We start from the raw sequence: 26,597 nt of genomic DNA on the forward strand, positions 1-26,597 counted from the left end.
AAAAGAGCTGCATTTATAGCACCCTAATTTTACAAATAACAGCGCGCAGTTTATCACTCTAACCTACATTATTGGTTACGTACTTGAAGTATCGTAATTGCTTCATCAATCGCTACTGCAGGGCTATAGTAAAAACCTTGAATATAATGACATGCCATTTCAGACAAAATATCTAACTGGGCTTGTGTTTCAACTCCTTCAGCAACTACCTCAACCTTTAATTTACGACTGAGATCAATAACGAGTGAAACCAACATTTGACTCTCTTTACTGTGTTCAATATCAACAATAAAGCTACGATCAATTTTAATAATATCGGGTTTGATATCAATAATAGCCGCTAGCGATGAGTAACCCGTACCAAAATCATCCAATGAAATCGCAATACCTCGCGATCTAAATGCAGAGAGAATATCAATAATGTTTTTACCATCGTCAAGGGCTGTTGATTCGGTAATTTCGATCATTATAGCGCTATACGGTAAATTGAAATTATTGATCGTTTCAAAAATATACTCTTGATTATGCTGAGAAAACTCTTTCACTGAATGGTTAATTGAAAAAACGACATCGGTAAAACCACTGCGATGAATACGATCTAAATCAGCACATGCTTTTTCAAAGACTAGTTGGCCTAACATTCCAATCAAACCGTAGCGTTCAGCAATAGGAATAAAAATCCCCGGTGAAATAAAGCCCTCATGATCATCATACCAACGAGCTAATGCTTCAAATTTACAGACTCTTCCCGTTTTATTATCAATAATAGGTTGGTAATGTACGATTATTTTTTGAGCGTTAATGGCATGTTTTAGTTTATCTCGTAATATCAATTTACGAATATACTCATGCTGTAATTGCTGGTCATAAACACAAACACCATTACGGCCTAACCACTTTTGCTCATACATAGCATAATCAGCATTTTTTAATAAGGCTTGGTGAGTGGTGCCACTTTCTGGGTATGATGAAATACCAATACTTACGGTTAAATTTATATCAATTTCGTTACATTTAATCGGCTGTGAAATAATATTCACTAATTGATTAGCAATACGTTGAGCGTAATTAACATCTTGCTCTTGAATTAAAACCGCATACTCATCACCACCATAACGACAAATAACACTATGTTCACATACTGTCGTTCTAATAATATTAGCCACTTTTTGTAGTACTTTATCGCCAAAATCATGCCCATAAAGATCGTTAAAAATCTTAAAATCATCAAGATCAATAAATAAAAGTGAGCACACTGATGTCGCTGAATTATTCGGTGCAATATCATTAATTTGTGCGATGTATTTTTCTACTTTTTCAATAAAACGACGGCGATTCATTAAGCCCGTCAAAGTATCATTGTTTGCTAATCGTTTTAACTTTTGTTCTGTCTGCTTTCGAGAACTAATATCATGAAAAACCCCGACATAATTAATAACATTATGATCATCTTCAATTTTATTAATTGTCATTTCTTCAGGATAAACAACACCATCGCTGCGACGATTCTTTAATTGCCCTTGCCATGATCCTGTTGTTTCAAGGCTATGCCACATTTGTTTATAAAAATCAGCGTTATGATAACCTGATGCTAATACACGTGGGTTCTCACCAATAATATCAGCATGGCTGTAACCAGTTACTTTTTCAAAGGCTTTATTGACTGAAATTATATTATTATCTTTATCGGTTATAACAATACACTCAGAAGTATTATCAAAAACAGTTTTAGCGAGAGTTAATTGCTGCTCAGCGACCACTGAATCTGTTATATCAATTAATACACCGACAATACGACTGTAATAATTAATACCACTCGATTCAATAACATTTCCCTTACAATTAAACCAGCGACAATTTTTTTCATGGCTTCCTGATTGTAATCGAAATTCAACATCAATTGAGTTTGCATCACCATTTCGTAAATTTGAAAAACAGTCAATAACAGCTGAACGATCATCTTTATGAATCATCATCACCCAGTCATATATATTATTCACATGTGTTTCATTAATACCTAAAATATCCCAAAACTTAGGTGATGTTAATAATGCTTGTGTTTCTAAATTATATTCCCAAACACCTTCACTAACCGCATTATATGTTACACTTAATTTATCAGATGCTTGATCTAATTTATTTGATAGATAATAAAATTCAGTAATATCTTGAACAATACCTTTTATTAAAGTTGCGATACCATTAATGTCACGCAATATATGACAATTTTCACGTAGGTATTTATTCTTACCATCAGCTAAAACAATACGATAAATAACATTATAACTCACACTAGCGCTATCAAGCATGTCACGTCTTAATTCGACAACACGTTTACGATCGTCAGGGTGAATATATTTATTTGTCGTTGTTTCATTGATAGTAAAACATTCAGTATCACATTGGAATATTCGATAAATTTCTTTACTCCAATAGACGCTGCCCGTTGCGATATCGACTTGAAAATTACCTAGTTTCGCTTCTTGCTGGCATTCTTCCATTTCGCAAAGTAGCTTTTTTTGTTCTGAGAGCAGTGCCAAATATTCGACATCAGAGCCAAGAATATCGCCAAGAACTTGACACCATTCACCATGTTGTAGTTCAGAATAAAAATAAGGATGTTCAAATAAACATCCAATCACTCCGACTATTTCACCACGCCTAGAAAATATAGGTATACCAAGGTAATGCTGTAACAAATGGGAAGTTATTATCTGATTAAATGGGTATGTTTGTGATATGTCATTAGAAAAAGAGTAAGGTTTTCCAGAAGATATCATCTTTTCGCAAAGAGAATTATTGATTAAATAGGTAAATACAGTATTTGAAAAACGATCATCGATAGAATAGGCTAAAGATGTCGCTTTATGATGATTTTTATCAAAATAAGCAATATAACAATGTGTAGGCTTTAACGTTTCATAAACAGTATGAAGTGCTTCTTGTATGAACTCACCACCATAACTATTTCGTTTTAATGCTCTTAGTGTTGTAACCATAAGTAATCAGTAGCCTAAGCAATATATCTGGAAAATTAATTATCTTTAATCTATATAAATAATGACCTACTAATATACCGTATGTTGTAACATAATTAAAGAAGGTCAGTATTGATAATAAACTTTATTTAATATCTTTCAGATGAATATCACTTAAACACTAAGAGCTATAATACAATAAGCCTAAATAGATGCTGTTGTTGTACTACGCCGTGGTAACCATAAAGATATAATTGTTGTTATCATAATAAATATAAATGCTATCCATAAACACATAGCCAATCCATATAGTTGATATACCATTCCTGAAAGCAAAGTTCCGATTAAACGCCCCATTGCATTCGCCATATAATAAAAACCAACATCCAAACTCACACCATCGCCTTTAGCGTAGCTTACTATTAAATAAGAATGTAATGAGGAATTAATTGCAAAAACAGCACCAAAAATCATTAGACCAATAATAATAATTAATTGTGGATACCAATTAAATTGTAATGCAATAGCAATGATTCCTGTAACAACAGCCAGGATCATTGCCCATCCAAAAGCAGCTCTCCCATCAGGTACGATACCTTCCGTTTTTCCTGTAATTCTTGGCGCGATACTTTGAACAAAACCATAACCAATGACCCACAGAGCCAAAAAGCCACCAACCAATAAATGGTCCCAACCAAAAACTTGTCCCAAATATAGTGGTAACGCAATCACAAACCAAACATCACGTGCGCCAAAAAGGAACATTCTTGCAGCTGAGAGTATATTTATACTTCTGCTTTTTGAAAAGATTTGACTGAATTTTACCTTACTCTTCGCTTTACCAAGATCTTTATCAAGCCATAGCACACTACATATAAAAACAACTGCAAGTACACAAGCCATCGAAATCACAGCGCCTTGGAAACCGATCAATGCTAACAATGCTCCTCCTAAGAAAAAGCCGACACCTTTAAGCGCGTTTTTTGATCCGGTTAGTAATGCGATCCATTTATATAATGCACCTTGTTTTTCATTCGGCACTAATGTTTTAATCGCACTTTTTGCGCTCATTTTATTCAAATCTTTAGCAATACCTGACAATGCTTGAGCAAACATTACCCATATTACAGTAAGATTTGCTGAAGGCACAGCCAGCATTAATAACGCAATAACTTGCATTAATAAACCAATATTCATGGTTCGATTTAAACCTAATCGCGCACCAAGCCAGCCACCAACTAAATTGGTTACTACACCAAAAAATTCATAAAATAGAAATAATGAGGCTATCTCTAACGGGCTATAACCAAGCTGATGGAAATGTAAAACCACCAACATTCGTAATGCACCATCAGTGAGAGTAAAATTCCAATAATTAAATGTCACCAACATATATTGGCGCACGTCATTGGGTAACTGGCTCAGCTTTGCTAACATAAAATACTCACTACATTTCAATACAATTTATACTTAATAACTAACAACCGACTTTATGTATTAATTCAGCTGTCCGTGTTGCATAACCCATTTCGTTGTCATACCACGCATAAATTTTAACCATTCGCTGATTTACAACCATTGTAGATAATGCATCAATGATGGTTGAACGTTGATCGCCGCGATAATCAATCGATACTAAAGGGCGCGCTTCAAAGCCTAAAATACCGCTTAGATCTGTTTCTGATGCTGTTTTTAATAATTGATTAACCTCATCAATGGAGGTATCACGCTCAACATCAAAAATAATATCCGTCAGTGAGGCATTTGCGAGTGGTACACGTACTGCATGACCATCTATTTTTCCTGCTAACTCTGGAAATATTTCCACAATAGCTTTAGCTGAACCCGTTGTCGTTGGAATTAAGCTCATGCCGCATGCTCGAGCTCGACGTAGATCTTTATGTGGTGCATCTAAAATAGTTTGGGTGTTGGTTAAATTGTGAATAGTGGTAAATGATGCTTGCTTTACACCAAGGTGTTCGTGGATCACTTTTACAACAGGGGCGATACAGTTGGTAGTACAAGATGCAGCGGTCACTATGCGATGTTTTTCTGGATCAAATAAATGATCGTTAACACCAACCACGATATTTAATATGCCCTCTTCTTTTACGGGTGCAGAAACCACAACGTGCTTAACGCCTTGCTCTAAATATTGATTAAGATACTGAGTGTCACGGTGAACACCTGTTGCTTCTAGTACGACATCACAACCAGACCAATCAACGTCAGCAATATGTTGCTGCTGACAATAATGAATAGCTTGGCCATTAATCATCATTTTACTACCATCCACAGTTACTGCGTGCCCCCACCGGCCTTGAATAGAATCAAATTCAAGTAAATGAGATAGAGTATTAACATCTCCTGCAACGTCATTAATTAACACAAATTCAATATCAGGTGAGTCAAATGCTGCGCGTAATGCTAACCGACCAATACGCCCAAAACCATTAATCCCTACTTTAATTGTCATGATCCTTCCTCAGCTTGTTAGTAGTAAACATACGATTACCCGTATATATGGATAATCAAATATATCAGCCATGAAAAATAAAATAAACCTTTTTTGTACGAAATATTTTTAACAGCCACAAAACAAAAAACCCCGCATCTGCGAGGTTTAATAGTAGGTCATTATAAAGTGAAATTAATGCTTAACGTCGTTATTCCATTGCTTAATATAATCAATATGTGATTGGCGAGCAAAAGCACCAGGTCTTTGTGCTTGAATAGAAGCAATTGTTGCATTAAAAGGCATGCCACGAGCAAGCAGAAGACGAGCAGCAAGTATACCTGTACGCCCAGAACCACCTTTGCAATGAGCCACTACAAATTCGCCATTATTAAGCGCTATTTGAGCAGCATCATTGGCTCGTTGCCATTTTTTCTCAAAATCAGCGCTAGGCGCACAATCATCCTCAATAGGCACATGAAACCATTGCATACCTAATAACTTACACGCTTCTGCTAATAATTGAACGCCTTGCTCTGGACGTTCATTTTCTTCTAGTGCAGTTAATACCACTGTTGCTCCCGCTGCTTTTAACTGACGTAAACTCGTGATCACATCCACCCCTTTAGTTCCTGGGCATGGTGTTAATAATAAGCCACCTTTTAAAGGTGTAGTATCATTTAGTGGTAGTGACCAAACGGGATGTAAATTGTCCATAAAAGTAACAACTCCTACTTAGTTAATATATTAGTTAATTGTGTTTTTTTTCTATTTTTAATTGCACTTAACCGTATTTTTTCTTGATTAATTAGCGCAGGTTGACCATTACGTACGGTATCAAATATATGTCGAATCCATTGTGGTAGCTCACGAGGGAAATGATAAAAAATCCATACGCCTTCACGTTGATCCTGTAATACACCACTGTCACGTAACAATGCTAAATGTCGGGAAACTTTAGGCTGACTAACCTGTAGTGCTTTGGTCAAATCACCGACAGATAAAGCAACTTCATCATCAATAAGCATTAAAATCCGTAATCGTAATGGATCACTCATAATTTTAAATAACTCAACCGCACCAATCGTATCTGATGGGTTATCACCATTAAGCATCAAAAATAATGCTATCTTTGCTTTTAGACCATCAAAAACATCGTAAAATCCTTGAGAGCCAGCTTGTGGTTTAGGATCTTTAAAATCCCAATGTATTAATGCATCAGAGTCAGGAAAAAGAGCGCATTCTTTACTAGCTTTATCACATAAAGTTATCACAACATCAAAATGTTGATTTTGTAAACTCGATGCCAATACACTGGTTAAATTATCAGAATTAACATCATGATAATTAAGAACTTCGTATACCCGGGGATCAACAGTCTCTGGTGCCATCCCCGCGCTCATAATTTCAAATTGATCGGTGGTAGTTTCACTGTCGATACACATATGGCGCATTAGTGCTTCTGCAATTTGCGACCGCGCAGAATTCCCCGTACAAAGAAACAAAATACGTTTCACAGTAAAAACCTTATAACTGACATTGAATACATTAGAATATACGATAAATCATATATAACAAGTTCAAACAATTAAAAATAAGTCTTAATATCTATGATTACGATTATTGTTTATTAACGAGCGATATCAAGCTGGTTACCACTGACGCCATTGGTTCTAAACCAACCAGCAATACTGAACCGTTGCTGTGTTACGGGAAGCACTTCATGAGGAAACATTTCAGATAAGAATACGACAAGTCTGCCCGCTTTCGGATCCAATGTTGCCAATTCATTATCATTCAGATCGTACATTTTGAGACGACCACCATGTTCAGGTTGCCAATCATCATTTAAATAGAAAACAGTCGTTAATTTACGATTTTCTTGACCACGGAAACAATCTAAATGCTTTTGATAGAAATCATCTTGTTCATACTTAGCAAAATGGGCTTCATATTCAAATAAACCCAAGAAAAAATGACGATTTACTTCAAGACGAATATCATTCATTCGCTGCAAAAAATCAGTCACTGGTGGCCCCATATCAGATAATAGCCATTGAATTTTATCACTTCGAATTGCTTTTTTAGTCATATACTCATCATTACGACCGATACCAGCTTGACTCCAATCCGGCGGAATACATGCCTTTAATTCACGGACTTCATGCGGAGACAAAAAGTTATCCCAAACAAACCACCCTTGGGTAAATAAAGCATCAATAAGCTTACCGTTATTCATAAACGTTCCAATCTAAAAGAAAAAAACGTTATAAAGGCAGACATACTTTACGACAAATCGCAAAAATCATCATAACTATGAAATTTTCTGCTTAAATAGACTATAGCACAGACAATATTAGATTCAGCTGTTGATTAATTCCAAAAGATAGTGACTAATACGTAATAAACATATTGTTTATTGAACACGCATCACGTATTAAGCAATAAATATTGGTAAAAAGATTAATTCACTGAACGAGATCTATAGGAAACTATTATTATGAGCGATAAAAATCGCGGATTATTATTGGCTTTTATTGGCATAATGATATTAAGCTTTGATAGTTTATTTGTAAAACTATCTAATTCTACTGCATGGAATGTCCTTTTTTGGCGTGGAGCATTTCAATGTATTGCACTAGTCATTTTTCAATTATTTTATAACCGTAAGCAATTTACGACTGAAATTACTCGCCCTTCATTATCATTACTCGGATTAGGGTTTATTTTCGCCACTTCGACGGTGTGTTTCATTGAGTCTTTACATTACACCCAAGTAGCAAGCACACTAGTTATTATCAATACCGCTCCATTCTTCACCGCTATTTTAGGCTGGCTCATATTAAAAGAGAAACTGAAATGGCCAACATTGCTAGCGATTGGCGTTGCTACCAGTGGCATTTGGATTATCTTTGCTTTTGCTCCAGCTGGCGGACAATGGGTAGGTAATGCATTAGCACTAATCACGGCTTTAGCTACAGCTATCTATCTTGTTGCAATGCGTAAAACAAAAGGGGAACAAGCCGCAAATATTCTTATTATTGCAGGCTTTATGATTGCCGTATTTGCTTATATTAGAGGAGCACAGCCGTTTTCGTTATCACATATTCAAATGCTATATTTATTAATATTAGGCGGAATTGTTGTACCAGGTTCTTATTTGTGTATTTCAAAATCCGCTGCTTATATTCCCGCAGCTCAAACAAGTTTAATTTTATTGATGGAGATTTTATTAGGACCACTGTATGTCTTTTTAGTTATGGGTGAACAGCCATCTTTAAACGATATATTAGGAGGAGCCATCATATTAATTACATTAGGGCTTTATACTATTTGGGACGTCAAACAATCTGCGTAGTATTATACCACCACTAAAATTATCGCCGTTAATATTTACAACGGCGATAATATTTCGATAGCTTTATTACAATTTATTTAATACTTACACGTAGATTATTTTTATTATCACGATTTTGGCGAATATGTTCATCACTCTGAATAATATTTTCTTGTTTCGCAAGACGATCGTATAAAACAACATTAACAGATGCTGCTAAGTTCATACAACCAACCGTTGGCACATAGACCACGTGATCAGCTCTGTCTGCTACATCTTGTGAAATTGAACCATCTTCAGGACCAAAAATATAAATTGCTTTTTCTGGGTGCTGAAAATGTGGCAATAGTGTTGCTCCCTCAGCAAAATCGACACAAACAATCTTCATATCTTGTGGCAAACCATCAAGCATTGATTCAACACCAGATAAGGGAATAGTTTGTGCCATTTTCTTAGTATCTGTCTGAAATTTTGCGGCTTTATCGTAACGGGTCCCCGTATAAATAACAGCATCTGCCTTATAACAACCCGCAGCTCTGAGTACAGCACCGATATTGGTTGGACTTTTAGGATTACTTAATCCAATGATTACTGATGCATCTTTCATGTCGGAAATACCTTATTCTCGAGCTTAACCGCAAATATAAATAATCCTATATTATACTGAAATTGCCACATGACAGAAAGAAGTAACAAAACTTAGCGCCCTAGTCAGAGCCATAACTAAAAAACTTCACTCATATTGAATGAAGCTTTATTAATCATTATATTAAATACTTATAGCGGAAACTATTGCGGCAATATTTATGAACGACAGTAATTAATTTGCGTTATTATCCACTAAATGATAGCACAACCAACCTAACGATAAATCGTCAATAGCTTGCTGTATCGATGCATCTATCTTTTGCGCTTCATTACCATTATACATATCAAGAATAGTAGTAAAAAATGGCATATAAGGTATTATTGAAATATACACTTTCTTATCATCAGCAGCAGCGATCACTTCAATATCATAGGCATTTAAATAACGTGAATCTTGATCTGTAATGTGTACTAAATTAAAACGTATAATATTGGCATCTTTCGAATCAACAGCCGCACGATACCCTACTTGATTTTCACTATCTATAGTACGATAACATCCTTCAGTTAACACTATACCTTTTTCAATCAACATTGATAACATGTCTGCTCGGTCAGAAGAAACACTGACGACTAATGCTGACTCATCTGAAAAATCATCAATAGATCCCTCCTCAATATCATCATCAAATATAGAGCGGGTGTAGGTTGTTGCGACATGATTCAGCATGCTTGTAATCCTAATGTTTAGTGTAATATAAATAAATTAAGAGAGAAGATAGGGTTATACGGGATTACATTTTATTCACAACACAAATTATAAAACCAAAAAATAAACACTCTAATTCTTCTCTATTCATTATTTTAATATACACCTTGATTTAATAGAATTACGGATAGTATTTTTGTTTCATTCTAAGTGCAACATTAACCAAGGCAATTAATACTGGAACTTCAACTAAAGGACCAATTACTCCCGCAAATGCTTGGTCTGAACTCAATCCAAATACTGAGATAGACACAGCAATCGCTAATTCAAAATTGTTGCCTGTAGCTGTAAAAGCAATAGAGGCATTCTTGTCATAAGGAATACCCATTTTCTTACCAACAAAGAAGCTAATAAAAAACATTAGAACAAAGTAAATAACAAGCGGCACTGCAACACGAAAAACATCCATTGGTAAAGCTAAAATCATATCGCCTTTAAGACTAAACATCAGCACAATCGTAGCGAGTAACGCAATTAATGTAATTGGCGAAATACGCGGAATAAACACCTCGTTGTACCATTGCTCTCCTTTTTTAGCGACCAACCATTTACGGCTAATAAAACCAGCAAGAAAAGGAATACCAAGATAAATCAACACACTTTCCGCAATATCAAAAATAGATATATTAATATCAAAACCTTGATAGCCAAATAATGGCGGCAGGACAGTAATGAACAACCACGCCATAACACTGTAAGTCAGAATTTGAAATGCGCTATTTAATGCAACCAATGTAGCGCCATACTCTTTATTACCGCCTCCAATATCATTCCAGACTAATACCATAGCAATACAACGAGCTAAGCCTATAAGAATAATCCCCACCATATATCCAGGGTGATCACCAAGGAAGGTTAATGCTAAAACAAACATTAAAATAGGACCAACGATCCAATTCATAGCCAAAGATAACGTAAGGGCTTGTTTATCTTTGGTTACTTTTCCCATTAAGCCATAATTTACTTTTGCAAGTGGTGGATACATCATTAAAATCAAACCAATCGCTAGCGGAATATTGGTCGTTCCAACCGACATAGCTTGGTTCCACTGAGACACCTGAGGAAAAATAGCGCCGATCCCCACTCCAATGATCATTGCAGCGAAAATCCATACCGTTAAGTAGCGATCAAGAAACTGCATTTTGCTGTTCGGGCTGTTTAAAACCTTTGTTGTCATGATAATCTTCCAATTTTTATTATTTATAACATAATCGTTAATCGTCGAATTGCGATTAATAATGATGAAAAAAGTTAATCTTGCCTATAACCTATAAGATGCTTAACAAAATATTAAGACAAGAAATCTGAAAATTTAGCGTTAAATTTATTTAGTGCTTCACGATTAATGCGATAACACACTTTAGGAGGGTTTGGCTCTGCTTTGATAAAATTAGCTTGCTTTAGAATCCGTAAATGCTCAGAAACTGTTGATTGTGCTAATCCTAACTCAGACACTAGCTCACTGTTTAAACAGCTATCCATAGCATCTAAGGTATGAAGAATATAGAGAATACGTAAACGCGCAGGATGTGACAATGCTTTAGCCTGTAGCGCTAATGTTTGTTCTGTTGCCAATTGTTGTTCTGTTGCCGCAAAAGATATTTGGCAAGAATCAGGACATTTAGTTGTCATTTTATTGCTCCTCTCGTTAATCGTCGATTAACGATACTACATCTCTACGTACAGCGCAATTATCAATTTATAATATGACAATCCTTCACCGTAATACTTATTTTCATGAGTCATCACTAAATAAATTATTAATGTTGTTGTTTTTTATGATTTATTTTGGTTTTTATTAATTAACTATATCCAAACTCAGACAATCAACAGGATTTTTTGTTGTAAAATTGAGATTTAATACAGATAATAATTCTTTATGATCATGATGACAGGAGAGGGAATGTTAAACTATGATGAAGTTGTTACTATTTTAACGATCTGCGATTATCGTAATTTCACAAAAGCAGCAAAAATCTTATATATAGGACAACCAGCATTAAGTAAAAAAGTAAGAGATATTGAAAATAAATTAGGTTATAAAATTTTCATGCGCAATAGAGGAATAAAATCTATTGAGCTAAGTGAAAAAGCGCACCAACTAATTCCCATTCTCCATCAAATAAAACAATTAAATAAAGATGCTTTAGAAGTAAAACACACTTCATCTCAATCTTTAATAAAAATAGCCTCATCTGATGGCCCATATACACTTGCGATTGATGATGCAATAGAAAAATTATATTCAAAAAATAATAATGTTATATTCAAAATAAAAAACATTTCTTATAAAGAATGCTTTGACGCACTTGAGGCTAATATTATTGATATTGCATTTGTTGGCAATAATATTTACCGACAACACATAAATACATATCCTTTATATGAGGAAAAAATGGTCTTTATATGCCATAACAAGAATAAATATGGTTCAGTTATTGACCTAAATAGTCTTGATGTATCTAAATCTGTCTATTCAGCTTATTCTACGGAATTTTCTTCTTGGTTTAAATTAACATTTAATAACGAAAGACCACTAATTCAATGTGATCTTATATCTCAAGTTGAAAGGTATGTAAATAAACTTGAATTATGGTCGATTGTTCCATATTCAGTTGCAGAATATATTTCCAAAAATAACGATATTTCAATTATCCCATTAAAAAATGAGCCCCCTAAAAGATTAATATATTATGCAGTAAAGGCAAACAACGCTAATGTTTTAATCGATGATTTACTCTCTACAATAAAAGAAACGTTATCGTCAGATTCAAATATAAAAGCATATTAATGCCTAGATATAACAATACCTCTTCTACTTTACATCGGCACAAAACATAATAATAAGATATAAGGTAAATTATCTATCTTCTCCCCTAGTCTGAAAGTACTAAAAGCCAACTTATTACTGAAGTACATTATATTTTTATCATTCCATCAATTTAGAATTCCTGCTTTAAAATTATGAGCTTAAATACAGTATTAGTTCTATCTATTATTTAGCGAATAAGTTTTACTCAGTATTAACACTTAAATTATTCCATATTGGAATTATTAACACGATAAAATATGAATTTTACTGCTATAAGTAGCAATGCTAGAGTAAACATTATGATACAAAGCTGCTTATAACCCCTTAATAAATTTTCTGTAAATAGATCCACTTAATACAGAATATGAAACGGAGAAATTAAATGTCATTAAATATTAAGAAAGCAAAGCAACTCATATCTCTGGTTCCTAGAGTTGAATTATGTTTTCTTCCAACACCAATGCATAAGCTTGAACGTTTATCAAAGGCACTTGGCATTAATCTTTATATTAAACGTGATGACTTTACTGGAAAAAACTTATTTGGAGGCAATAAAACAAGAAAATTAGAATTTCTAATAGGCAAAGCTATTGAGGATAAGTGTGAATATGTCTTTACCTATGGTGCTACACAATCAAACCACGCTATGCAGACAGCATGGACGGCAGCAGCAAGTAACCTTAAGAGCGTATTATACCTTGCTGCGGTTGTTGACCCTGATGAGAATGATATTAAATCTAACTTGTTACTCGATAAAATATTTGATGCTGAACTTCATATTGTTGATCTAAAAGAGAACGAATCATTTGGTGATGCGACTAAAAGAGCAATTAAATTAGGATCTGAACATATTAGAAGACTGGAAGCTACAGGAAAGAAATGTATGAATATTCCTGTTGGTGGAGCAAATGAAATTGGGACCGTTGGCTATATTTCTGGATTTGTTGAAATTGAAGAACAAGCAGAGAAAATGAACATTGATTTCGACTATTTATATCATGCATCAGGATCTGGCGGGACGATGGCTGGACTAGTAGCCGGTAAAAAACTCATCAGTTCAAATATTAATGTTCAATCCGTTATCACCCTAAGTGAAAGTGATAATTATATTTCCAGCAATGTAAAAAATGCAAATAGTGCTCTTGAATATATAGGCGCAGAACCCATTGTCATAGAAAGTGATTTTGATCTAAATAGAAATTTTTTAGGGCCAGGCTATGAATGTCCAAGTGAAGCTTCTTCAGCTGCTATTAAATTGCTGGCGAAGCAAGAAGGAATATTATTAGATCCCGTGTATACAGGTAAAGCATTTGCTGGATTACTTAATGATATCCATACCGGTAAAATAAAATCAGGAAGTAATGTTATATTTTTACATACAGGCGGTGCGACCGCTTTATTCGCTGAGAAAGATATCTTGGGCGATTTATTTTAAAGCAGTAATTATCTTATCTGATTACACCCTATCAATCACAACTCGACCAACGAGGTTCTTACCGTATCAAATAGAACAAGAGCAACAGTTTTACAGAGGGGCTTTAACAGAATGGAACAGGAAGTTGACCAGAAAAAAACAGAGCTAAGTTTTTGATTAAGATAGATGCAATAAAGCCCCAGCGTGAGCTGAGGCTTTATTATTTTAGTTGGTGCCCGAGGACGGACTTGAACCGTCACTCCCGAAGGAAACGGATTTTGAATCCCTTAACGCTTCGCTCAAAAAACGTGTATACCTTACCAGTAATACGCACTCACACTCATAACATCAACCATGTTAGCCAGCAGCTATTTCTCAACCATTATTGCAGCCAGAAAATCACATTATGGCTAACTCAGTGCGGTTATGATCCTTCACGGATTTTGAATCCCTTAACGCCGGGCTAATTCAGCGTATGGACAATCACTAGAAGTTATATCCATACCTGAATACATGGTAACTACCCTATAGCGTAAGCAGGCTCGCATAGTCCTATCCCGTTTTACCATATTTTACCACGGAATTTCATCGACAAGTCGTATCGAGAATCACTAACCAACTAACACCACATCTAGATTCTGGGATAAATTGCTAGAAACTTCAACGTAAAGATATACTATATGAACTTTTATCAACTAGGAACTTTGCTTTGCCTAAATACTTTTCTGGTCACAAAGATCTGCCTGCTACGCGAATAGCATTCACCTGTTCGTCTTTTACAATGGAAGAACTAGAACGATCTATTCCTGATGGTGATGATACTTTCTCAATATGTATAACACCTGTCGGTACACCTAATGAAAATGTAGGTTATGTTTTCTTAATAAATCGCATCGATGAACTTTTCTTAATAAAGGATATAAAAGAAATAACTCTTTTTAGAGATAAAAGTCTGGAACAATTATTTCAAATAATTCGTCACTCATCAGGAATAGCATATAATGAAGATATACACACTGAATTTTATAGAGTGAGAAACGAAATAGGTCTTGAACAATAAATAAAAAAGCACTCTTTAATGAGTGCATTTTTATTACAAACAGCTCTTTATATTATCAAGTTCAATAGATGGCTTCTTACCATTTGCAATTTCTTTCCAACCATTATTGTAATTAAATACTTTCCAGTTCAATTTAGAACCAATAAAAATATAAGTATCTAACTCATTAAAACTCTCTCGAAGCTGTGCAGTTTGTTTGTTACCAGCAACAAACAAAATATTACGATCATCATACGTTGTTTCGGCAACTACGGTTGCAGTTTCGGGATACTCAGTAAGATCAATATTAATACTAACTTCAGAATCTAAAAAGTTTATAACTTCTCTTGCAGTTTCTACAATACTACGCCCCAAAACTAGATTTGTAAATTGACTATAATCTTCAGCTTCCGCAACCATTTCAGCATAATAAGAGACATTATCACTAGTGGCATTGCTCATTTTTATGCGCATAACCTTACCTAAGTTACCCTCTTCTGCTTTAAAGGAGTCAAAGGCACTGCCATCACTGATAATTGGTGTGTTAATATCAAAGCCTTTACAGCGTTCATTATTATTAATCAACCATGTAGTATCCCTAATTTTTGCAATTAACCAAGCATCAAAAATACCAACATCATAAACATGAGGATAATATATATCGTAATTATCTGTTACTTCTCTTACCCAACCCCATGACAATATAACCAAAAAGTCTTTACCTTTTCTTATATATGATATCGGTGTATGTAAATTTGCCGACTTTTCTTCAGCAGCCAAATCCAGAGCTTTAACTTCTAACCCGGCTATATTATTCATATTGCCATCACGAACAATAAGATCAGGGAAAACATTCCATAAAACTGTAGATAAAGAATTTGATGTCCCTCTCTCTTGAAAAACTTTATTTACTTCATACGTCAAAGAGTATTCTAATAATGTTGAGACTCGAGTTCTTGTATCAGTTAAATGACGAGTGTCTCTTGGTGGATTTTCATCTGACTTTCTAATAGTGATTTTTTTAGAAATCCCTTGATTGATGTTGTTTATAGCAACGGATAGAATCTCTGAAATCTGTTCTTTATTTATCATAATTTACACCTAGCAGCTTATTTACAACCTTTAATGTTGCATCACCTTTCAATGTTTCGACTTTACGCAGCATGCTTGCTATTTCTAACTTTAAGCGTTTTATTTCGTTCATATCTTTAAGGTATGTATATTCAACAATAGTTTTTTCTAACTTACCATCATATGGAATTAGAACATTCATAATGTCTTTTTTACCAATTCTGGGTCTTCCTGTTCCTGTTATTTTGTGAACAATCTGACCGTATACGAAATCAGAACGTAAGATCGCAGCTAAAAGCTCAGGTGTAAGGTTAGAAAACTCGTCTTTGATCCTGAAAACAAAACACTCAGATGAACATACCCCGTCTTCAAATTTACTTGCTACACTCTTTCTAAGCTCAGGCCTTAACTTTGAGTACAAGACATCACCATAAGTGTATTTTTTAACAGAACTCTTGACTGAATTGGCGTGAGTTGTTGATTGGTAGAAAATATCACTATTCGCTTCAATATTAGATAATCCTGTATATTTTATATAATCACCTTGCAAGTCTTGTGAAGGATTTACTGAATATGTAATTTCATCGCACACATCTGAAAGTTTATACAGGTTATCTGAATGGATCTTAAGTAAATCTGAAACAACAGCTCTAGAGTAATGATGATACATAAAGTCAAGTCGGTTATCCCCGTCACTCACTTTAAATGTATCAATTACGCTAGTGGAATAAAAAAGTTCACTATCATTAGTTTTATTTAAGACAAAAAACTCTTTAAAAGCATTTAATATCTGCTCTAAATCACTATTTAGAACTTCATTACCTTTATCATCAAAGGTATAGTCAGCATCACCATTACCTTTTTTACCAACTTTTTCTGGAGATGCAAAAAACGTCTTAGCGTCACGACTTGGTCGCTTTGTCTTTCTTAATAGTAAAATAGAAGACTGAACCGATGCATAGGGTTTAAAGGTTTCTTCTGGCAAATTAATGATGGAAACGATTTCACAGTTACTAATAATTAAATCTCGAACATCACTATTAGCTTTACCATTTAATACACTATTATCGATAATAATTGCCAGATGTCCGTTTTCTTTTAGAAACTTAAGACATCTTTCAATAAAAAGAACACCTCTTCTTCTCGAGCTCTTGCCTTTACCTAATTCATACTTATCAAGTTGTTCTGAATCACTATATTCACTACCAAACGGAGGGTTAGTTACTATTGCATCAAACGTATCAAAATATTTTTCTGCTTCTAGCCCTAAAGAACCGCCATCAGGGTGATATAACGTTGAGAAATTAGACGCACCATGAGAAAGCATATTTACGCCAGAAACCCATGCTAAACGATCATCAATTTCCATTGCAGTATAAGAATTGAAATGTCCTTTTCTCTTTATTAGCTCAATAAGGAAGCCTCCTGTTCCAGAGGCAGGATCGCACACGTCACCACTAGAAACCACGCTCAATATATCGCACATAAACTTGACAATACTAGGAGGCGTAAAGAACTGTTGATTATCACCCTTTTCAAAGGTATTTTTTATTATTTCTTCATACATCATACCTTTAAAATCAGTCACTAAATTTCTTAGATCATAATTTCTGATTATTTTTACAACTTCATTTATTGTATTATCTTTAAGTTTAATTAGTTTAAAATTATCAGGAACAATAAACTCTAAACCTTCAACATAAGCTTCATAGTAGTTTCTAACAGAGTCAACACCTAGGTTGTTACCTTCTTTTGATATCTCACTGGAAATAAGTATTACTTTAACCAACTCATCAAACCTATCAACGATATTACTATTAGATTCTAAGTTCCAAATACAATCGTGTAATTTAGATACCAGATGTTTGATTTGATTATCATTTTCTATCGTTATTAACACTATTAACTCCAAAAGTGACGGGGACGTCTTTTCTCATTTTAACAGGTACTCCCTCCGTTCGTAAGCTGAATTGTCATCTCATTTAAGATAAAATCCTGCTCCTTAACAGAATCAGGCTTCCATTTTGTTTATCACATACTAAGCAGTAAGTTTTTCAGTACGTTTCAGGTTGTAGTCTTCTAATATCAATACTACTTCAACCCTGTCAGGGTGAAACACCATGCCCAACTAAAAAAAAATGGGCAAGGCATCACGAAGACACCTAACCCATTTAATTTGAATAGCCAGCTAATTAGCAGCACGAACATCACAGAAGGATTAGCGCACTGTCATGGTAATAGCAAGAATGGTGATATGGTGTTAGGAACTAACACCATATCCAAAACAGCCATCTTACACCTTAGTTAACCGTTGCATTATTTCATCCATGCGACCGAATGGAAATAACTTGAACAAGTCCATTGCAGGATAATGTTCCAGCAACATCTTAACGAACGTAATAGTTCCCACAGTCACAGGCACAGCATGTTCAGGTAACTTGGCACGCTTAGCATTCTTGCACTCATCAACAGTGGTTGCATAACCAAGCCCAGTCAATTGCTCAGACAATAGTTTGTAGGTTAAACCACAGTCACACCCCCATTGCTTGTGAACTGCTGCCCGTATGAATATTCGCCGTAATACCCCAACAGAACCTTCAGCAGTAACTTTAATTCCAGTCCCTTTAGTAGTTATAGCTGACTCGTAGTAATCTTCCCAAGACTCCCAATCAGCCATTGTCTTCAAACAATTATCAGGTCGCCATCCATCGAATAAAACACGAGCCTGCTGAGCTTCTTCCGCACTTCGCCACGGCACTGAATCAAAGCTAATGTGTTCTTTACCATCAACTTCAACCATTCTTGGGTTTACTAGCTTGCGCTTAAAATCAAACTCCAGATTCAGCCGCCTTTCTTTCTTTAACATCACCAAATCAGATTCAGCAAGCCATTGCTCTGACGTTGATATTAGGTGGCTATTGTCTGTCATTTGGTTCGGTTGTCGATCCAAGTACAAATCGATCATGTAACGATTATGCCCGTCAGGGCGGACATGGTGGTTTAATACCTGCTTTAGCCAACAATGCTGGATGTCCATCAATAGATTGAGCTGTTATCTGTCCTCGTGTCTTCATCGCTATCACCTGCGATATACGGTGTTTTTCAACCAACATTCATCGATTCCTCTAAGATACCTGACAACATGGTGGCTAATTGTTTGTATCCCCAACCAGGCTTATCATTCAGTTTGATACAGAATCGGCTATAGATACGCTGCATGGTGGAATCATCAATAGCACCCTCCATCGATTCAAATGCTTGTAATAACAGTTTTGGTGCTTCTTTCGCACCGTAACACATTTTTTTCCCTGCAATCTCGGTAAAGATTTGCACTAGTTTTTTAGATGTTAAAAAGTTCATAATATTCTCCAGTCTTAATTTAAATAGTTAGTGACAAGCTCATTGTGAGCCTTGAAGCGGGCACATAATGGACCTGTTAGGTCTAATTCGTTCATTGGTGCATCAGTCAAGAAACCGTCTGTAGTGACACTAATCACTTGTCGGTTTGTAGGTACTGATGCGAGTAACTCACCTATCACTGCACGAATGAACCCTGTCGTATGAGCAGCGAAATAAGGGTTAGTTACAGCAGAGCGTGGAATGTCTTTACTCAACCCACTAGCCAACTCAAAAGCCGTCTTCGATCTCAAGCCCTGAGCTGTCTTGCCATAAAGTGAGTTGCCGATCTCCTTCCACATTGACTCTTCATAGCTTTTCTTCGGATAAGAAGTTCGCTTTTCACGAATCAACTGCACGAATGATAGAAATAAAGCTTTACTGTCAGGCTGCCATGGGATCACAACCCCTTGCAAAATCTCGATTGTTGCGCCCATATTACGAGCGACCTCAATCTCAGGCGCAGTAGTGTAGGTTTCACCAGTAAGTGGAAAATACAGCCCATATAAGTCGTGATGAACAGCAATACATGGAAAGCGAATACCGTCAGGAAAAGAAAAGCGGACACGAGCAAAACCACAAACATGACCACAGAAAGCATCAATGTTGGTTGTCATATACGCTTTGTCATAATCCAAAGGACGGATATCAACCATGCCAGTCGTATAAGCACCTGATAAGTCAAAGTCATAGAACGTACCAACATCAGACGGCCCACATGAAAAGCACTCATTGCGCCCGCCCATATAACAACGAATAGTTAGATGCTCAAATAACTCGCGAGCATCAGTAGGCACTAATTCCTTCTTAGTATGAGGTCGCCCTAACTTGGCATTCCAATGTTGAGTCGTAATTTCACGCTCACCAAAAACATCACGCTTATCAGTACCAGAGTCTTTTAGCATCTTCTGGAACACAGCAACGCCCATTGCACCAAGTGTTATTGGGCATTTAGATAGCCCAAGATCAACCGTAGCGAACTTAAACATGCGCAAACCATAAGCTAAAGCAATCTCAGCATCCCGCATTGCATACGAATAGAACAAATCAGGTTGTTCATCCTTAAATCGGCGCATTTCATCCTTGGCATAACCATCAGGAAGCTCTAATTTCGGCAATCCAATAAGCTCACCAATAACAGCTAGACCTGACCCATTTGGACTGAGTGCTAACGTGTCAACAAAGCGAACTTTAGTGCGATATTTCTCACCAGATGGTGCTTCTACAACATGCGGATCTTTACCTGCTTTACGTTTACCAAGCGCTTGAACATCAACGCCATAATCCTGCATCGCAGATGTCACAGTACGACTAACACCACGTAACGTTGTCTTCTGGTTCTTCCAGAAGTCACTGAACGTAGTTAAGTCAGCACGCAAGAAGTGACCAAAAACAACAACCTGCTTAGGCACTTCATCGAGTAGTTCTTGCTCGAACATCTCAGCAATCAAATGACCAACCAAGGCTTCAAATGTCCAGCGATGATGTTTAGCCCCACTCTTAGGGTAAACAATGACTGAACATTGCCCACGCTGAGTTTGACCAACAACTTGATAGCTGATTATCTCGTTTTGACCTGTAATGGCGTTATGCTGATACTCAGTATCGAAACCTGCATACAGTGTCTCACCACTCGCCCATTCCAGAGTTATAGGTTGATAACCCATAGCCTCCGTTATTGGGTTGAACGCAACGGGAATATCATTTTCCAACGTCATTAAATCAGACTTAATATCGTCAGAAACATCGTTCGACATTTGGGTGTCTGGTATTATGGTAGATGCTGTCATATTGCGCATAAATGCACTTAAATCAGGCTCACCATCAATAGCCACCATATTATTAAAGAGCTTTACTTCACTCATTTATTCAGATTCCAGCATGAATTTAAGGTGTGAAGCACCCTCACCAACAACACAAAATAGTGAGGGTGATTCGTTTTATATTTTCAGGTTTAATAGGGTGTAAAGCGTCCCGCCCTATTAGCAGAGCGCTTTACATTTCTAGTAAAAAAGTAGGAACTAAGTAGAGACTATTAAGCCATTATCTGTGCGTTAATCTCGTCACGAATCACACGAGCTTTCTCGTTACTTGGTTCTGAGATCCAGAGTAATTTATCCCCTTTAATGTTGAGGACCATTATTCCATGATCAGGATAGTGACTACATGCGCCAATAAGGGCTTTAGCAATAACATCACCAGTTGAAACTTTTACAAAATTTGTTTTCGTAGACATTACGAACACTCCAGATGAGGTAATAAGATTAAGTTATTAATACCCGTCGCGACTGGGATGTGCATAATCTAGTTCAAGATTCTGACAATTGAAACCCCATAAAAAAAGCACATATTTAATAGAAAAAGCTTGATAAATCTATAATATGCCTCTCAGGCTCTAATCGGGAATATAAACGTTTCTACGTTTTGTCAAGAAAATAATGGGCTTAAAAAAACATTTTAAACATGCGTTAATTTGATATAGATCAACTAAACAGACCCAGTAAATAGTCATTACGAAGAATTTCAAGCTCATTAATATCGAGCCAGACATAATCAGCACATCATAAATGCGCAAACATGAGGTGCCTGAACATTGAGGCGATGAAATAAATTGGATAAGATTAGCTAGATAAGGGGTGTGACATTCTTCAACACACCTAATATCACAAAAGTACACCAATAACGATCAGGCCCAAAAGTGCAATTTATATCGTTCGGGTGTATACCCTCTACTTACACCTTCAATTAACCTGTTTATTTCATGCCCATCATGTTGCAGCACAAAATCACACTGCTAAATTTTGAAATCGATATAGGTGGGTATACCAAGTTACATACCCATACCCTGAAAAATACACCTTCGGGTCATTTGATATCATTTATCACCTTCACCATTATTTTCAATAGGAGTAACTTCACCGTAATGGATAATGAATATTATCCCACACCTATTAATATTAATTTCTCCATCTTTATATGCTGCTTCCTGCGCTTCATTTTGCTAGCCAAATTTATGCGCAACTATTTAGTATTCATCATTGTGCTGCTACAAACCTGACTACATCATCGAAAAAAAAAGAAGACGTTGCCATCTTCTTCCTCCAATAAATGAATATTATTAATAGCTGTATTACTTAATCTTCATCACTCCCCAACACATAGCCCAATGTTCCACCGACCAATGCACCAGTCGCCATTCCGACTGGGCCAAAGAATCGACCAATTACCATTCCTGTTGCAGCCCCTTTCATAGCACCTTTACGTGATGGCTTAACTTCATAACGCGTTTCCCCCTCATTTTTATTAATAATGACCGCAGCCGTTAATGAGCGTCCTAAATTATTCATTACTTACCTCTTGTTACTCACGGGTGACGTATCCGTGGGAGTTTGCCTTAAAACTAAAAACGCCAGCCCATTAACCCTTGTAACTTGTGGGCTAATGAACTGGCGCAAATTATGGTATCGACCATGACTGTTACTCCTGTCATGCTCTGGTCTTTTACTTTCTCATTGGTTTTCTACTGTTACTTTGATTTCGTCAAACACCGCCATGTCTACATAAGCCAAGAAATTCATTTCCCACACCTGATAGAAGCCCATTACATCATCACAACTAATGGGTACTTGATTCATAAACAGAAATGAAGCAATACCGTTATCAAAGTCAAAATCAACTTCCTTAGCCAGCTCAGGATATGGGTAGCCTACATAGCTAAAGTCAGTGATGTAGCTGAAATGCCATTGACCATTTTCCTGCTCGATACGGATTTCAACAGGATGCCAGCCACCACTTTCAGCACTGTATCCAGTGTCACGAAAGTTAAAGGTTAATGCTGACGTTGATGTGGTAGGTAAATTATGTTGGGTAGCGATGGTTTGTAATTTCTGCTGCAAATTTGCTGTTACAGGCAGCAGCAATCGCTCAACGTTAAAAGTTAAGTGCATACATTTTCTCTTTTGATTTTGGGGTGGAAGGTACTCAGCGAACGTGAGTGGTATGAATAGTGATGATGTGGTTACTTCAGATTAAGCAGTGTGGTTTTTCGCTCCTCATAATCGGCCGATAATTTATGGATGAATACACTCTTTTCAGATTGTGTAAGCAAGCCAATTTCATCACTTCGTAACACGGCAGCAAGGAACGCAGCATTATTTGTACTACCACCTTTAAAGACTGATTTTAAGATGGTGCTTTTAACGGGTTGATCTTTCATTGCATCAAGCACTTCAATAATGGCATTCACTGAAATCCATTCTTTAGAGTGCAAACCACCTCCCTCATTACCACTTAAACGAATGTGAAGTGACTCATCATCATCTTGAGTAGCAATCTGGTAAAACACATGGTTTTGCGTCTTAGGGCTTAACTTTAATGCTTTACCATTTTCAACAATTAATGAGTAACCCAATAGATGTTTATCAATAGCAGGTACTTCAGGTTTAACGTCCTTTGATACGGTTTCATCAATCTCAACTTCATCTTGTGTGGCTTCCATTTCTGGCGCATCAATTTCAGTCACGTTATTTTCCTGTACTACATCATTTTTCTTCTTGGTCGGCATGGTAATTCTCCTTAATTATTTAGGTGGTTTTTTAATTCAGTAACGATATGGGTTTGGCTTGATAGTGGTGCAAAGACATAACAGCCACCGCCATCACTGGTGATAATGGCGAGTGCAAGCAAGTGACTATTACTAATAGCATCAACAAACTCAGGATAGTTTTTTACAAAACGCAGCATTGATTGTTCAGCTTCATCTTCCTTGCTTAATGACTCATCGCTATCACTTGGCTCGATATAGTAGAGCGTGGTATTGATTTCATCCCATGTTGCTTGTGTTGCTTCAATATCAAAATCAAACGGCTCAGTAAGATTGTGCATTAACGCTTGCTCAATATCAGGTGCTAAACCCAGTTGAGCAATGTCTTGCAGGTTATTAATTAGTTTCATTTTCAGATTCTCCAGATATAAAAATGCCCCATGCTCGCTATGAACATGGGGCAATATTTAAGTTGATGGGTTGTGCTATTTATCAATATCTAATGGATTGTAATTGGTGATTAAACTTGATAATTGTTGGGTTGTTTCACGTTGTTTACCCTCACTTAGCTTGGCATAACGTAAGGTGCTTTCGATGCAACGATGGTTTAACAATTTCTGCACTGCACTTATGTCAGCACCATTAGAAATCAAGTTACTGGCTACAGAATGTCGAGCCGTATGTAACACTACTTCATCAGGATTTTTAATATTGGCGCGTTGTTTGATAATTTCATAAGCATATTTAGGACGGCTTATGGGCTTGCCAATAATATTGCCAGCAAATACATAAGGATTAGTGATGATGCGAGGGATATGTTTGAAGATTTCAATCATGTACTCTGATAAGTAAATAGTATGCGATGAACCATTTTTAGTCCGTGGTATTTTCATAACACCCTGCACCAAATCTATCTCATCCCATTTACGCAGCCGCAATTCAGATTCACGACAACCTATCAGAAACAGCAAAGCAATAAATGGCCCTATGCTTTTGCAGTCATAAGCTAATGCAGCCCTGATGATGCGCTTAGTTTCAGCCACATCACAATAACGGGTTCTTGCATTGTTCTCAGGTAGCAATGAAACACGTTCAGCCACATTGGGTATATCTAATAATTGTGCCGCTAGTTTCCCAACTGTCTTGAGCAATGCTGTTACTCGGTTACACGTTGCAGGAGCATAGGCTTTTCGCAATGTAGTGTCGTTATTCATGGCTAACTGAATTTGCAGCACATGAGTAGCATTCATATCCGTATACTTGAGGTGGACTATCTTATGGCAGTGATCATTAAATCGCTGCATATCATCTTTCCATGTACGTTTACGTTTCTTAGCTAACGGCAAGTAGGTCTGGTCAAAGAACTCACCCACTGTTGGCATTGCTTTAACCATATCTCGTTCTTGCTTCGGATCTTGACCCTGTGCAATTTGGACTTTGTACTGACGAGCAATCTTCCTTGCAATACTAAGATCTACATCTGGAAAGCGACCAATAGCGATACTTCTCTTTTTGCCATTAAATTGATAACGCAGTAAGAAGCGTTTGCTATCAGTTTTACCTGATAAACATTTCAAGCCAATGACTTCGGTATCTGAAAATTCTAACTCAGTGGATGGTGAATCAGATGGATTACGTGGAAGGGCTTTTAGGTTGGTAGTAGTGAACTTAAATTTCTTCTTCATGCTAACTCCAATTTCGATAGCAATATCAAAGAAGTAATATGTGCTTGAAATTGGGGTTGTGACGGTAACGTAATGTAACAGGACTTTCCCACAAATTTACCAGAGCAGTTCAGGAACCCACTTACCAGCCACTCATGCTAATACTCACATGATAGCCAGCTAATTTCTCAGCCGTACCAGAAAGCCTTAACTCACTTGGTAAATGACAGGTGCAGAAAATCGCCCGTTAAAGACAGGATATGAACCAGACGTTGAATATGGTGTGCAATGAAGTAGGAATAAATGTAACGAAGGGACTTAAACCCGCTTTCCTTTGATTGATGACAAGGTGAAAAGCGAACTTAAGAAATTTAGAATAACGATAAAGCAAAAAAAAAGCCTCAATCTTACGATTAAGGCTTTCTTCTGAAATTTGGTGCCCGAGGACGGACTTGAACCGTCACTCCCGAAGGAAACGGATTTTGAATCCGTCGTGTATACCAATTTCACCACTCGGGCTTTTATTCTCTT

At 36.3% G+C, this 26,597-nt stretch carries 26 protein-coding genes and 1 tRNA gene; 4 read left to right on the plus strand and 23 right to left on the minus strand.

All coding sequences use genetic code 11. From position 1 onward, the window contains the following. Positions 1-68 precede the first annotated feature (68 nt). The 6 genes from VXS03_RS08070 to VXS03_RS08095 form a co-directional block, all read right to left on the minus strand. On the minus strand, positions 69-2,999 hold the full coding sequence (locus tag VXS03_RS08070) for a bifunctional diguanylate cyclase/phosphodiesterase (RefSeq protein WP_327763098.1): 2,931 nt from the start codon (positions 2,997-2,999) through the stop codon (positions 69-71). Positions 3,000-3,182: 183 nt separating this feature from the next. Beyond that, entirely contained in the window at positions 3,183-4,415 is a 1,233-nt protein-coding gene (gene arsJ / locus VXS03_RS08075) for an organoarsenical effux MFS transporter ArsJ (protein ID WP_327763099.1), read from the minus strand. 40 nt (positions 4,416-4,455) lie between these two features. Then, the gene (locus VXS03_RS08080; protein ID WP_327763100.1) at positions 4,456-5,454 is read right to left on the minus strand and encodes an ArsJ-associated glyceraldehyde-3-phosphate dehydrogenase; all 999 of its coding nucleotides are present in this window, start codon (positions 5,452-5,454) and stop codon (positions 4,456-4,458) included. 174 nt (positions 5,455-5,628) lie between these two features. Continuing rightward, positions 5,629-6,150 carry a phosphatase domain-containing putative toxin gene (locus tag VXS03_RS08085; RefSeq protein ID WP_327763101.1) on the minus strand — a complete coding sequence of 174 codons (522 nt, stop codon included), beginning with the start codon at positions 6,148-6,150 and terminating at the stop codon, positions 5,629-5,631. Between the two features lie 14 nt (positions 6,151-6,164). Then, positions 6,165-6,950 (minus strand): metalloregulator ArsR/SmtB family transcription factor, encoded by a 786-nt coding sequence (locus VXS03_RS08090; RefSeq protein WP_327763102.1) that lies wholly within the window; start codon positions 6,948-6,950, stop codon positions 6,165-6,167. 113 nt (positions 6,951-7,063) lie between these two features. Next, positions 7,064-7,672, minus strand: a complete 609-nt coding sequence (locus VXS03_RS08095; protein ID WP_327763103.1) for a 2OG-Fe(II) oxygenase — start codon at positions 7,670-7,672, stop codon at positions 7,064-7,066. Positions 7,673-7,933: 261 nt separating this feature from the next. Here VXS03_RS08095 and VXS03_RS08100 point away from each other — a divergent pair, with 261 nt between their 5' ends. Beyond that, on the plus strand, positions 7,934-8,791 hold the full coding sequence (locus VXS03_RS08100; protein WP_327763105.1) for a DMT family transporter: 858 nt from the start codon (positions 7,934-7,936) through the stop codon (positions 8,789-8,791). Between the two features lie 73 nt (positions 8,792-8,864). Here the strand turns inward: VXS03_RS08100 and VXS03_RS08105 are convergent, their stop codons facing one another. The 4 genes from VXS03_RS08105 to VXS03_RS08120 form a co-directional block, all read right to left on the minus strand. Beyond that, complete coding sequence (locus VXS03_RS08105) at positions 8,865-9,377, minus strand: RNA methyltransferase (protein WP_327763106.1); 513 nt, start codon at positions 9,375-9,377, stop codon at positions 8,865-8,867. A gap of 213 nt (positions 9,378-9,590) precedes the next feature. Further along, positions 9,591-10,088 carry a hypothetical protein gene (locus VXS03_RS08110; protein ID WP_327763107.1) on the minus strand — a complete coding sequence of 166 codons (498 nt, stop codon included), beginning with the start codon at positions 10,086-10,088 and terminating at the stop codon, positions 9,591-9,593. Between the two features lie 160 nt (positions 10,089-10,248). After that, the gene (gene arsB / locus VXS03_RS08115; RefSeq protein ID WP_327763108.1) at positions 10,249-11,304 is read right to left on the minus strand and encodes an ACR3 family arsenite efflux transporter; all 1,056 of its coding nucleotides are present in this window, start codon (positions 11,302-11,304) and stop codon (positions 10,249-10,251) included. A gap of 113 nt (positions 11,305-11,417) precedes the next feature. Further along, the gene (locus VXS03_RS08120; RefSeq protein WP_327763109.1) at positions 11,418-11,759 is read right to left on the minus strand and encodes an ArsR/SmtB family transcription factor; all 342 of its coding nucleotides are present in this window, start codon (positions 11,757-11,759) and stop codon (positions 11,418-11,420) included. A 271-nt stretch (positions 11,760-12,030) separates the two neighbouring features. Here VXS03_RS08120 and VXS03_RS08125 point away from each other — a divergent pair, with 271 nt between their 5' ends. From VXS03_RS08125 to VXS03_RS08135, 3 genes are all read left to right on the plus strand, one after another. Then, the gene (locus VXS03_RS08125; protein ID WP_327763110.1) at positions 12,031-12,918 is read left to right on the plus strand and encodes a LysR family transcriptional regulator; all 888 of its coding nucleotides are present in this window, start codon (positions 12,031-12,033) and stop codon (positions 12,916-12,918) included. A gap of 403 nt (positions 12,919-13,321) precedes the next feature. Continuing rightward, positions 13,322-14,374, plus strand: coding sequence for a D-cysteine desulfhydrase family protein (locus VXS03_RS08130; RefSeq protein ID WP_327763111.1), 1,053 nt, complete (start codon positions 13,322-13,324; stop codon positions 14,372-14,374). 760 nt (positions 14,375-15,134) lie between these two features. Then, a complete protein-coding gene (locus VXS03_RS08135) occupies positions 15,135-15,413 on the plus strand; it encodes a hypothetical protein (RefSeq protein ID WP_327763112.1) in 279 nt (92 codons plus the stop codon). A gap of 33 nt (positions 15,414-15,446) precedes the next feature. Here the strand turns inward: VXS03_RS08135 and VXS03_RS08140 are convergent, their stop codons facing one another. From VXS03_RS08140 to VXS03_RS08200, 13 genes are all read right to left on the minus strand, one after another. Beyond that, positions 15,447-16,484: a hypothetical protein gene (locus tag VXS03_RS08140; RefSeq protein WP_327763114.1), complete on the minus strand. Its 1,038-nt coding sequence runs from the start codon at positions 16,482-16,484 to the stop codon at positions 15,447-15,449. Further along, entirely contained in the window at positions 16,474-18,363 is a 1,890-nt protein-coding gene (locus VXS03_RS08145; RefSeq protein WP_327763116.1) for an N-6 DNA methylase, read from the minus strand. The genes VXS03_RS08140 and VXS03_RS08145 overlap by 11 nt, the downstream gene beginning before the upstream one ends. A 393-nt stretch (positions 18,364-18,756) precedes the next feature. Then, the gene (locus tag VXS03_RS08150; protein WP_327763118.1) at positions 18,757-19,428 is read right to left on the minus strand and encodes a hypothetical protein; all 672 of its coding nucleotides are present in this window, start codon (positions 19,426-19,428) and stop codon (positions 18,757-18,759) included. 16 nt (positions 19,429-19,444) lie between these two features. Beyond that, a complete protein-coding gene (locus VXS03_RS08155) occupies positions 19,445-19,576 on the minus strand; it encodes a hypothetical protein (RefSeq protein WP_258191546.1) in 132 nt (43 codons plus the stop codon). Beyond that, on the minus strand, positions 19,566-19,823 hold the full coding sequence (locus VXS03_RS08160) for a hypothetical protein (RefSeq protein ID WP_045044074.1): 258 nt from the start codon (positions 19,821-19,823) through the stop codon (positions 19,566-19,568). Before VXS03_RS08160 ends, VXS03_RS08155 begins: the two co-directional genes overlap by 11 nt. A 14-nt stretch (positions 19,824-19,837) precedes the next feature. Further along, positions 19,838-21,724 (minus strand): DNA polymerase, encoded by a 1,887-nt coding sequence (locus VXS03_RS08165; RefSeq protein ID WP_327763120.1) that lies wholly within the window; start codon positions 21,722-21,724, stop codon positions 19,838-19,840. Positions 21,725-21,894: 170 nt separating this feature from the next. After that, on the minus strand, positions 21,895-22,095 hold the full coding sequence (locus tag VXS03_RS08170; protein ID WP_327763121.1) for a hypothetical protein: 201 nt from the start codon (positions 22,093-22,095) through the stop codon (positions 21,895-21,897). 898 nt (positions 22,096-22,993) lie between these two features. Beyond that, complete coding sequence (locus tag VXS03_RS08175) at positions 22,994-23,206, minus strand: glycine zipper domain-containing protein (protein ID WP_327763122.1); 213 nt, start codon at positions 23,204-23,206, stop codon at positions 22,994-22,996. Positions 23,207-23,368: 162 nt separating this feature from the next. Further along, complete coding sequence (locus VXS03_RS08180; protein ID WP_327763124.1) at positions 23,369-23,806, minus strand: DUF2787 domain-containing protein; 438 nt, start codon at positions 23,804-23,806, stop codon at positions 23,369-23,371. Between the two features lie 71 nt (positions 23,807-23,877). Continuing rightward, positions 23,878-24,423, minus strand: coding sequence for a hypothetical protein (locus VXS03_RS08185; RefSeq protein ID WP_327763125.1), 546 nt, complete (start codon positions 24,421-24,423; stop codon positions 23,878-23,880). 11 nt (positions 24,424-24,434) lie between these two features. Beyond that, positions 24,435-24,812, minus strand: a complete 378-nt coding sequence (locus VXS03_RS08190) for a hypothetical protein (RefSeq protein WP_327763127.1) — start codon at positions 24,810-24,812, stop codon at positions 24,435-24,437. Between the two features lie 75 nt (positions 24,813-24,887). Continuing rightward, complete coding sequence (locus VXS03_RS08195; RefSeq protein ID WP_327763128.1) at positions 24,888-26,087, minus strand: site-specific integrase; 1,200 nt, start codon at positions 26,085-26,087, stop codon at positions 24,888-24,890. Positions 26,088-26,500: 413 nt separating this feature from the next. Next, positions 26,501-26,585: transfer RNA gene (locus tag VXS03_RS08200), tRNA-Leu, on the minus strand. Positions 26,586-26,597: the final 12 nt, after the last annotated feature.

This window comes from Photobacterium sp. S4TG1, assembly GCF_036040035.1.
Lineage (GTDB): Bacteria > Pseudomonadota > Gammaproteobacteria > Enterobacterales > Vibrionaceae > Photobacterium.

Excerpts from the sequence above, each read along its gene's own strand:
- VXS03_RS08070 (WP_327763098.1), bottom strand. The coding sequence starts at position 2,999 with ATGGTTACAACACTAAGAGCATTAAAACGAAATAGTTATGGTGGTGAG.
- arsJ (WP_327763099.1), bottom strand. The coding sequence starts at position 4,415 with ATGTTAGCAAAGCTGAGCCAGTTACCCAATGACGTGCGCCAATATATG.
- VXS03_RS08080 (WP_327763100.1), bottom strand. The coding sequence starts at position 5,454 with ATGACAATTAAAGTAGGGATTAATGGTTTTGGGCGTATTGGTCGGTTA.
- VXS03_RS08085 (WP_327763101.1), bottom strand. The coding sequence starts at position 6,150 with ATGGACAATTTACATCCCGTTTGGTCACTACCACTAAATGATACTACA.
- VXS03_RS08095 (WP_327763103.1), bottom strand. The coding sequence starts at position 7,672 with ATGAATAACGGTAAGCTTATTGATGCTTTATTTACCCAAGGGTGGTTT.
- VXS03_RS08100 (WP_327763105.1), top strand. The coding sequence starts at position 7,934 with ATGAGCGATAAAAATCGCGGATTATTATTGGCTTTTATTGGCATAATG.
- VXS03_RS08105 (WP_327763106.1), bottom strand. The coding sequence starts at position 9,377 with ATGAAAGATGCATCAGTAATCATTGGATTAAGTAATCCTAAAAGTCCA.
- VXS03_RS08110 (WP_327763107.1), bottom strand. The coding sequence starts at position 10,088 with ATGCTGAATCATGTCGCAACAACCTACACCCGCTCTATATTTGATGAT.
- arsB (WP_327763108.1), bottom strand. The coding sequence starts at position 11,304 with ATGACAACAAAGGTTTTAAACAGCCCGAACAGCAAAATGCAGTTTCTT.
- VXS03_RS08120 (WP_327763109.1), bottom strand. The coding sequence starts at position 11,759 with ATGACAACTAAATGTCCTGATTCTTGCCAAATATCTTTTGCGGCAACA.
- VXS03_RS08125 (WP_327763110.1), top strand. The coding sequence starts at position 12,031 with ATGTTAAACTATGATGAAGTTGTTACTATTTTAACGATCTGCGATTAT.
- VXS03_RS08130 (WP_327763111.1), top strand. The coding sequence starts at position 13,322 with ATGTCATTAAATATTAAGAAAGCAAAGCAACTCATATCTCTGGTTCCT.
- VXS03_RS08135 (WP_327763112.1), top strand. The coding sequence starts at position 15,135 with ATGGAAGAACTAGAACGATCTATTCCTGATGGTGATGATACTTTCTCA.
- VXS03_RS08140 (WP_327763114.1), bottom strand. The coding sequence starts at position 16,484 with ATGATAAATAAAGAACAGATTTCAGAGATTCTATCCGTTGCTATAAAC.
- VXS03_RS08150 (WP_327763118.1), bottom strand. The coding sequence starts at position 19,428 with ATGATCGATTTGTACTTGGATCGACAACCGAACCAAATGACAGACAAT.
- VXS03_RS08155 (WP_258191546.1), bottom strand. The coding sequence starts at position 19,576 with ATGTTGGTTGAAAAACACCGTATATCGCAGGTGATAGCGATGAAGACA.
- VXS03_RS08160 (WP_045044074.1), bottom strand. The coding sequence starts at position 19,823 with ATGAACTTTTTAACATCTAAAAAACTAGTGCAAATCTTTACCGAGATT.
- VXS03_RS08165 (WP_327763120.1), bottom strand. The coding sequence starts at position 21,724 with ATGAGTGAAGTAAAGCTCTTTAATAATATGGTGGCTATTGATGGTGAG.
- VXS03_RS08170 (WP_327763121.1), bottom strand. The coding sequence starts at position 22,095 with ATGTCTACGAAAACAAATTTTGTAAAAGTTTCAACTGGTGATGTTATT.
- VXS03_RS08175 (WP_327763122.1), bottom strand. The coding sequence starts at position 23,206 with ATGAATAATTTAGGACGCTCATTAACGGCTGCGGTCATTATTAATAAA.
- VXS03_RS08180 (WP_327763124.1), bottom strand. The coding sequence starts at position 23,806 with ATGCACTTAACTTTTAACGTTGAGCGATTGCTGCTGCCTGTAACAGCA.
- VXS03_RS08185 (WP_327763125.1), bottom strand. The coding sequence starts at position 24,423 with ATGCCGACCAAGAAGAAAAATGATGTAGTACAGGAAAATAACGTGACT.
- VXS03_RS08190 (WP_327763127.1), bottom strand. The coding sequence starts at position 24,812 with ATGAAACTAATTAATAACCTGCAAGACATTGCTCAACTGGGTTTAGCA.
- VXS03_RS08195 (WP_327763128.1), bottom strand. The coding sequence starts at position 26,087 with ATGAAGAAGAAATTTAAGTTCACTACTACCAACCTAAAAGCCCTTCCA.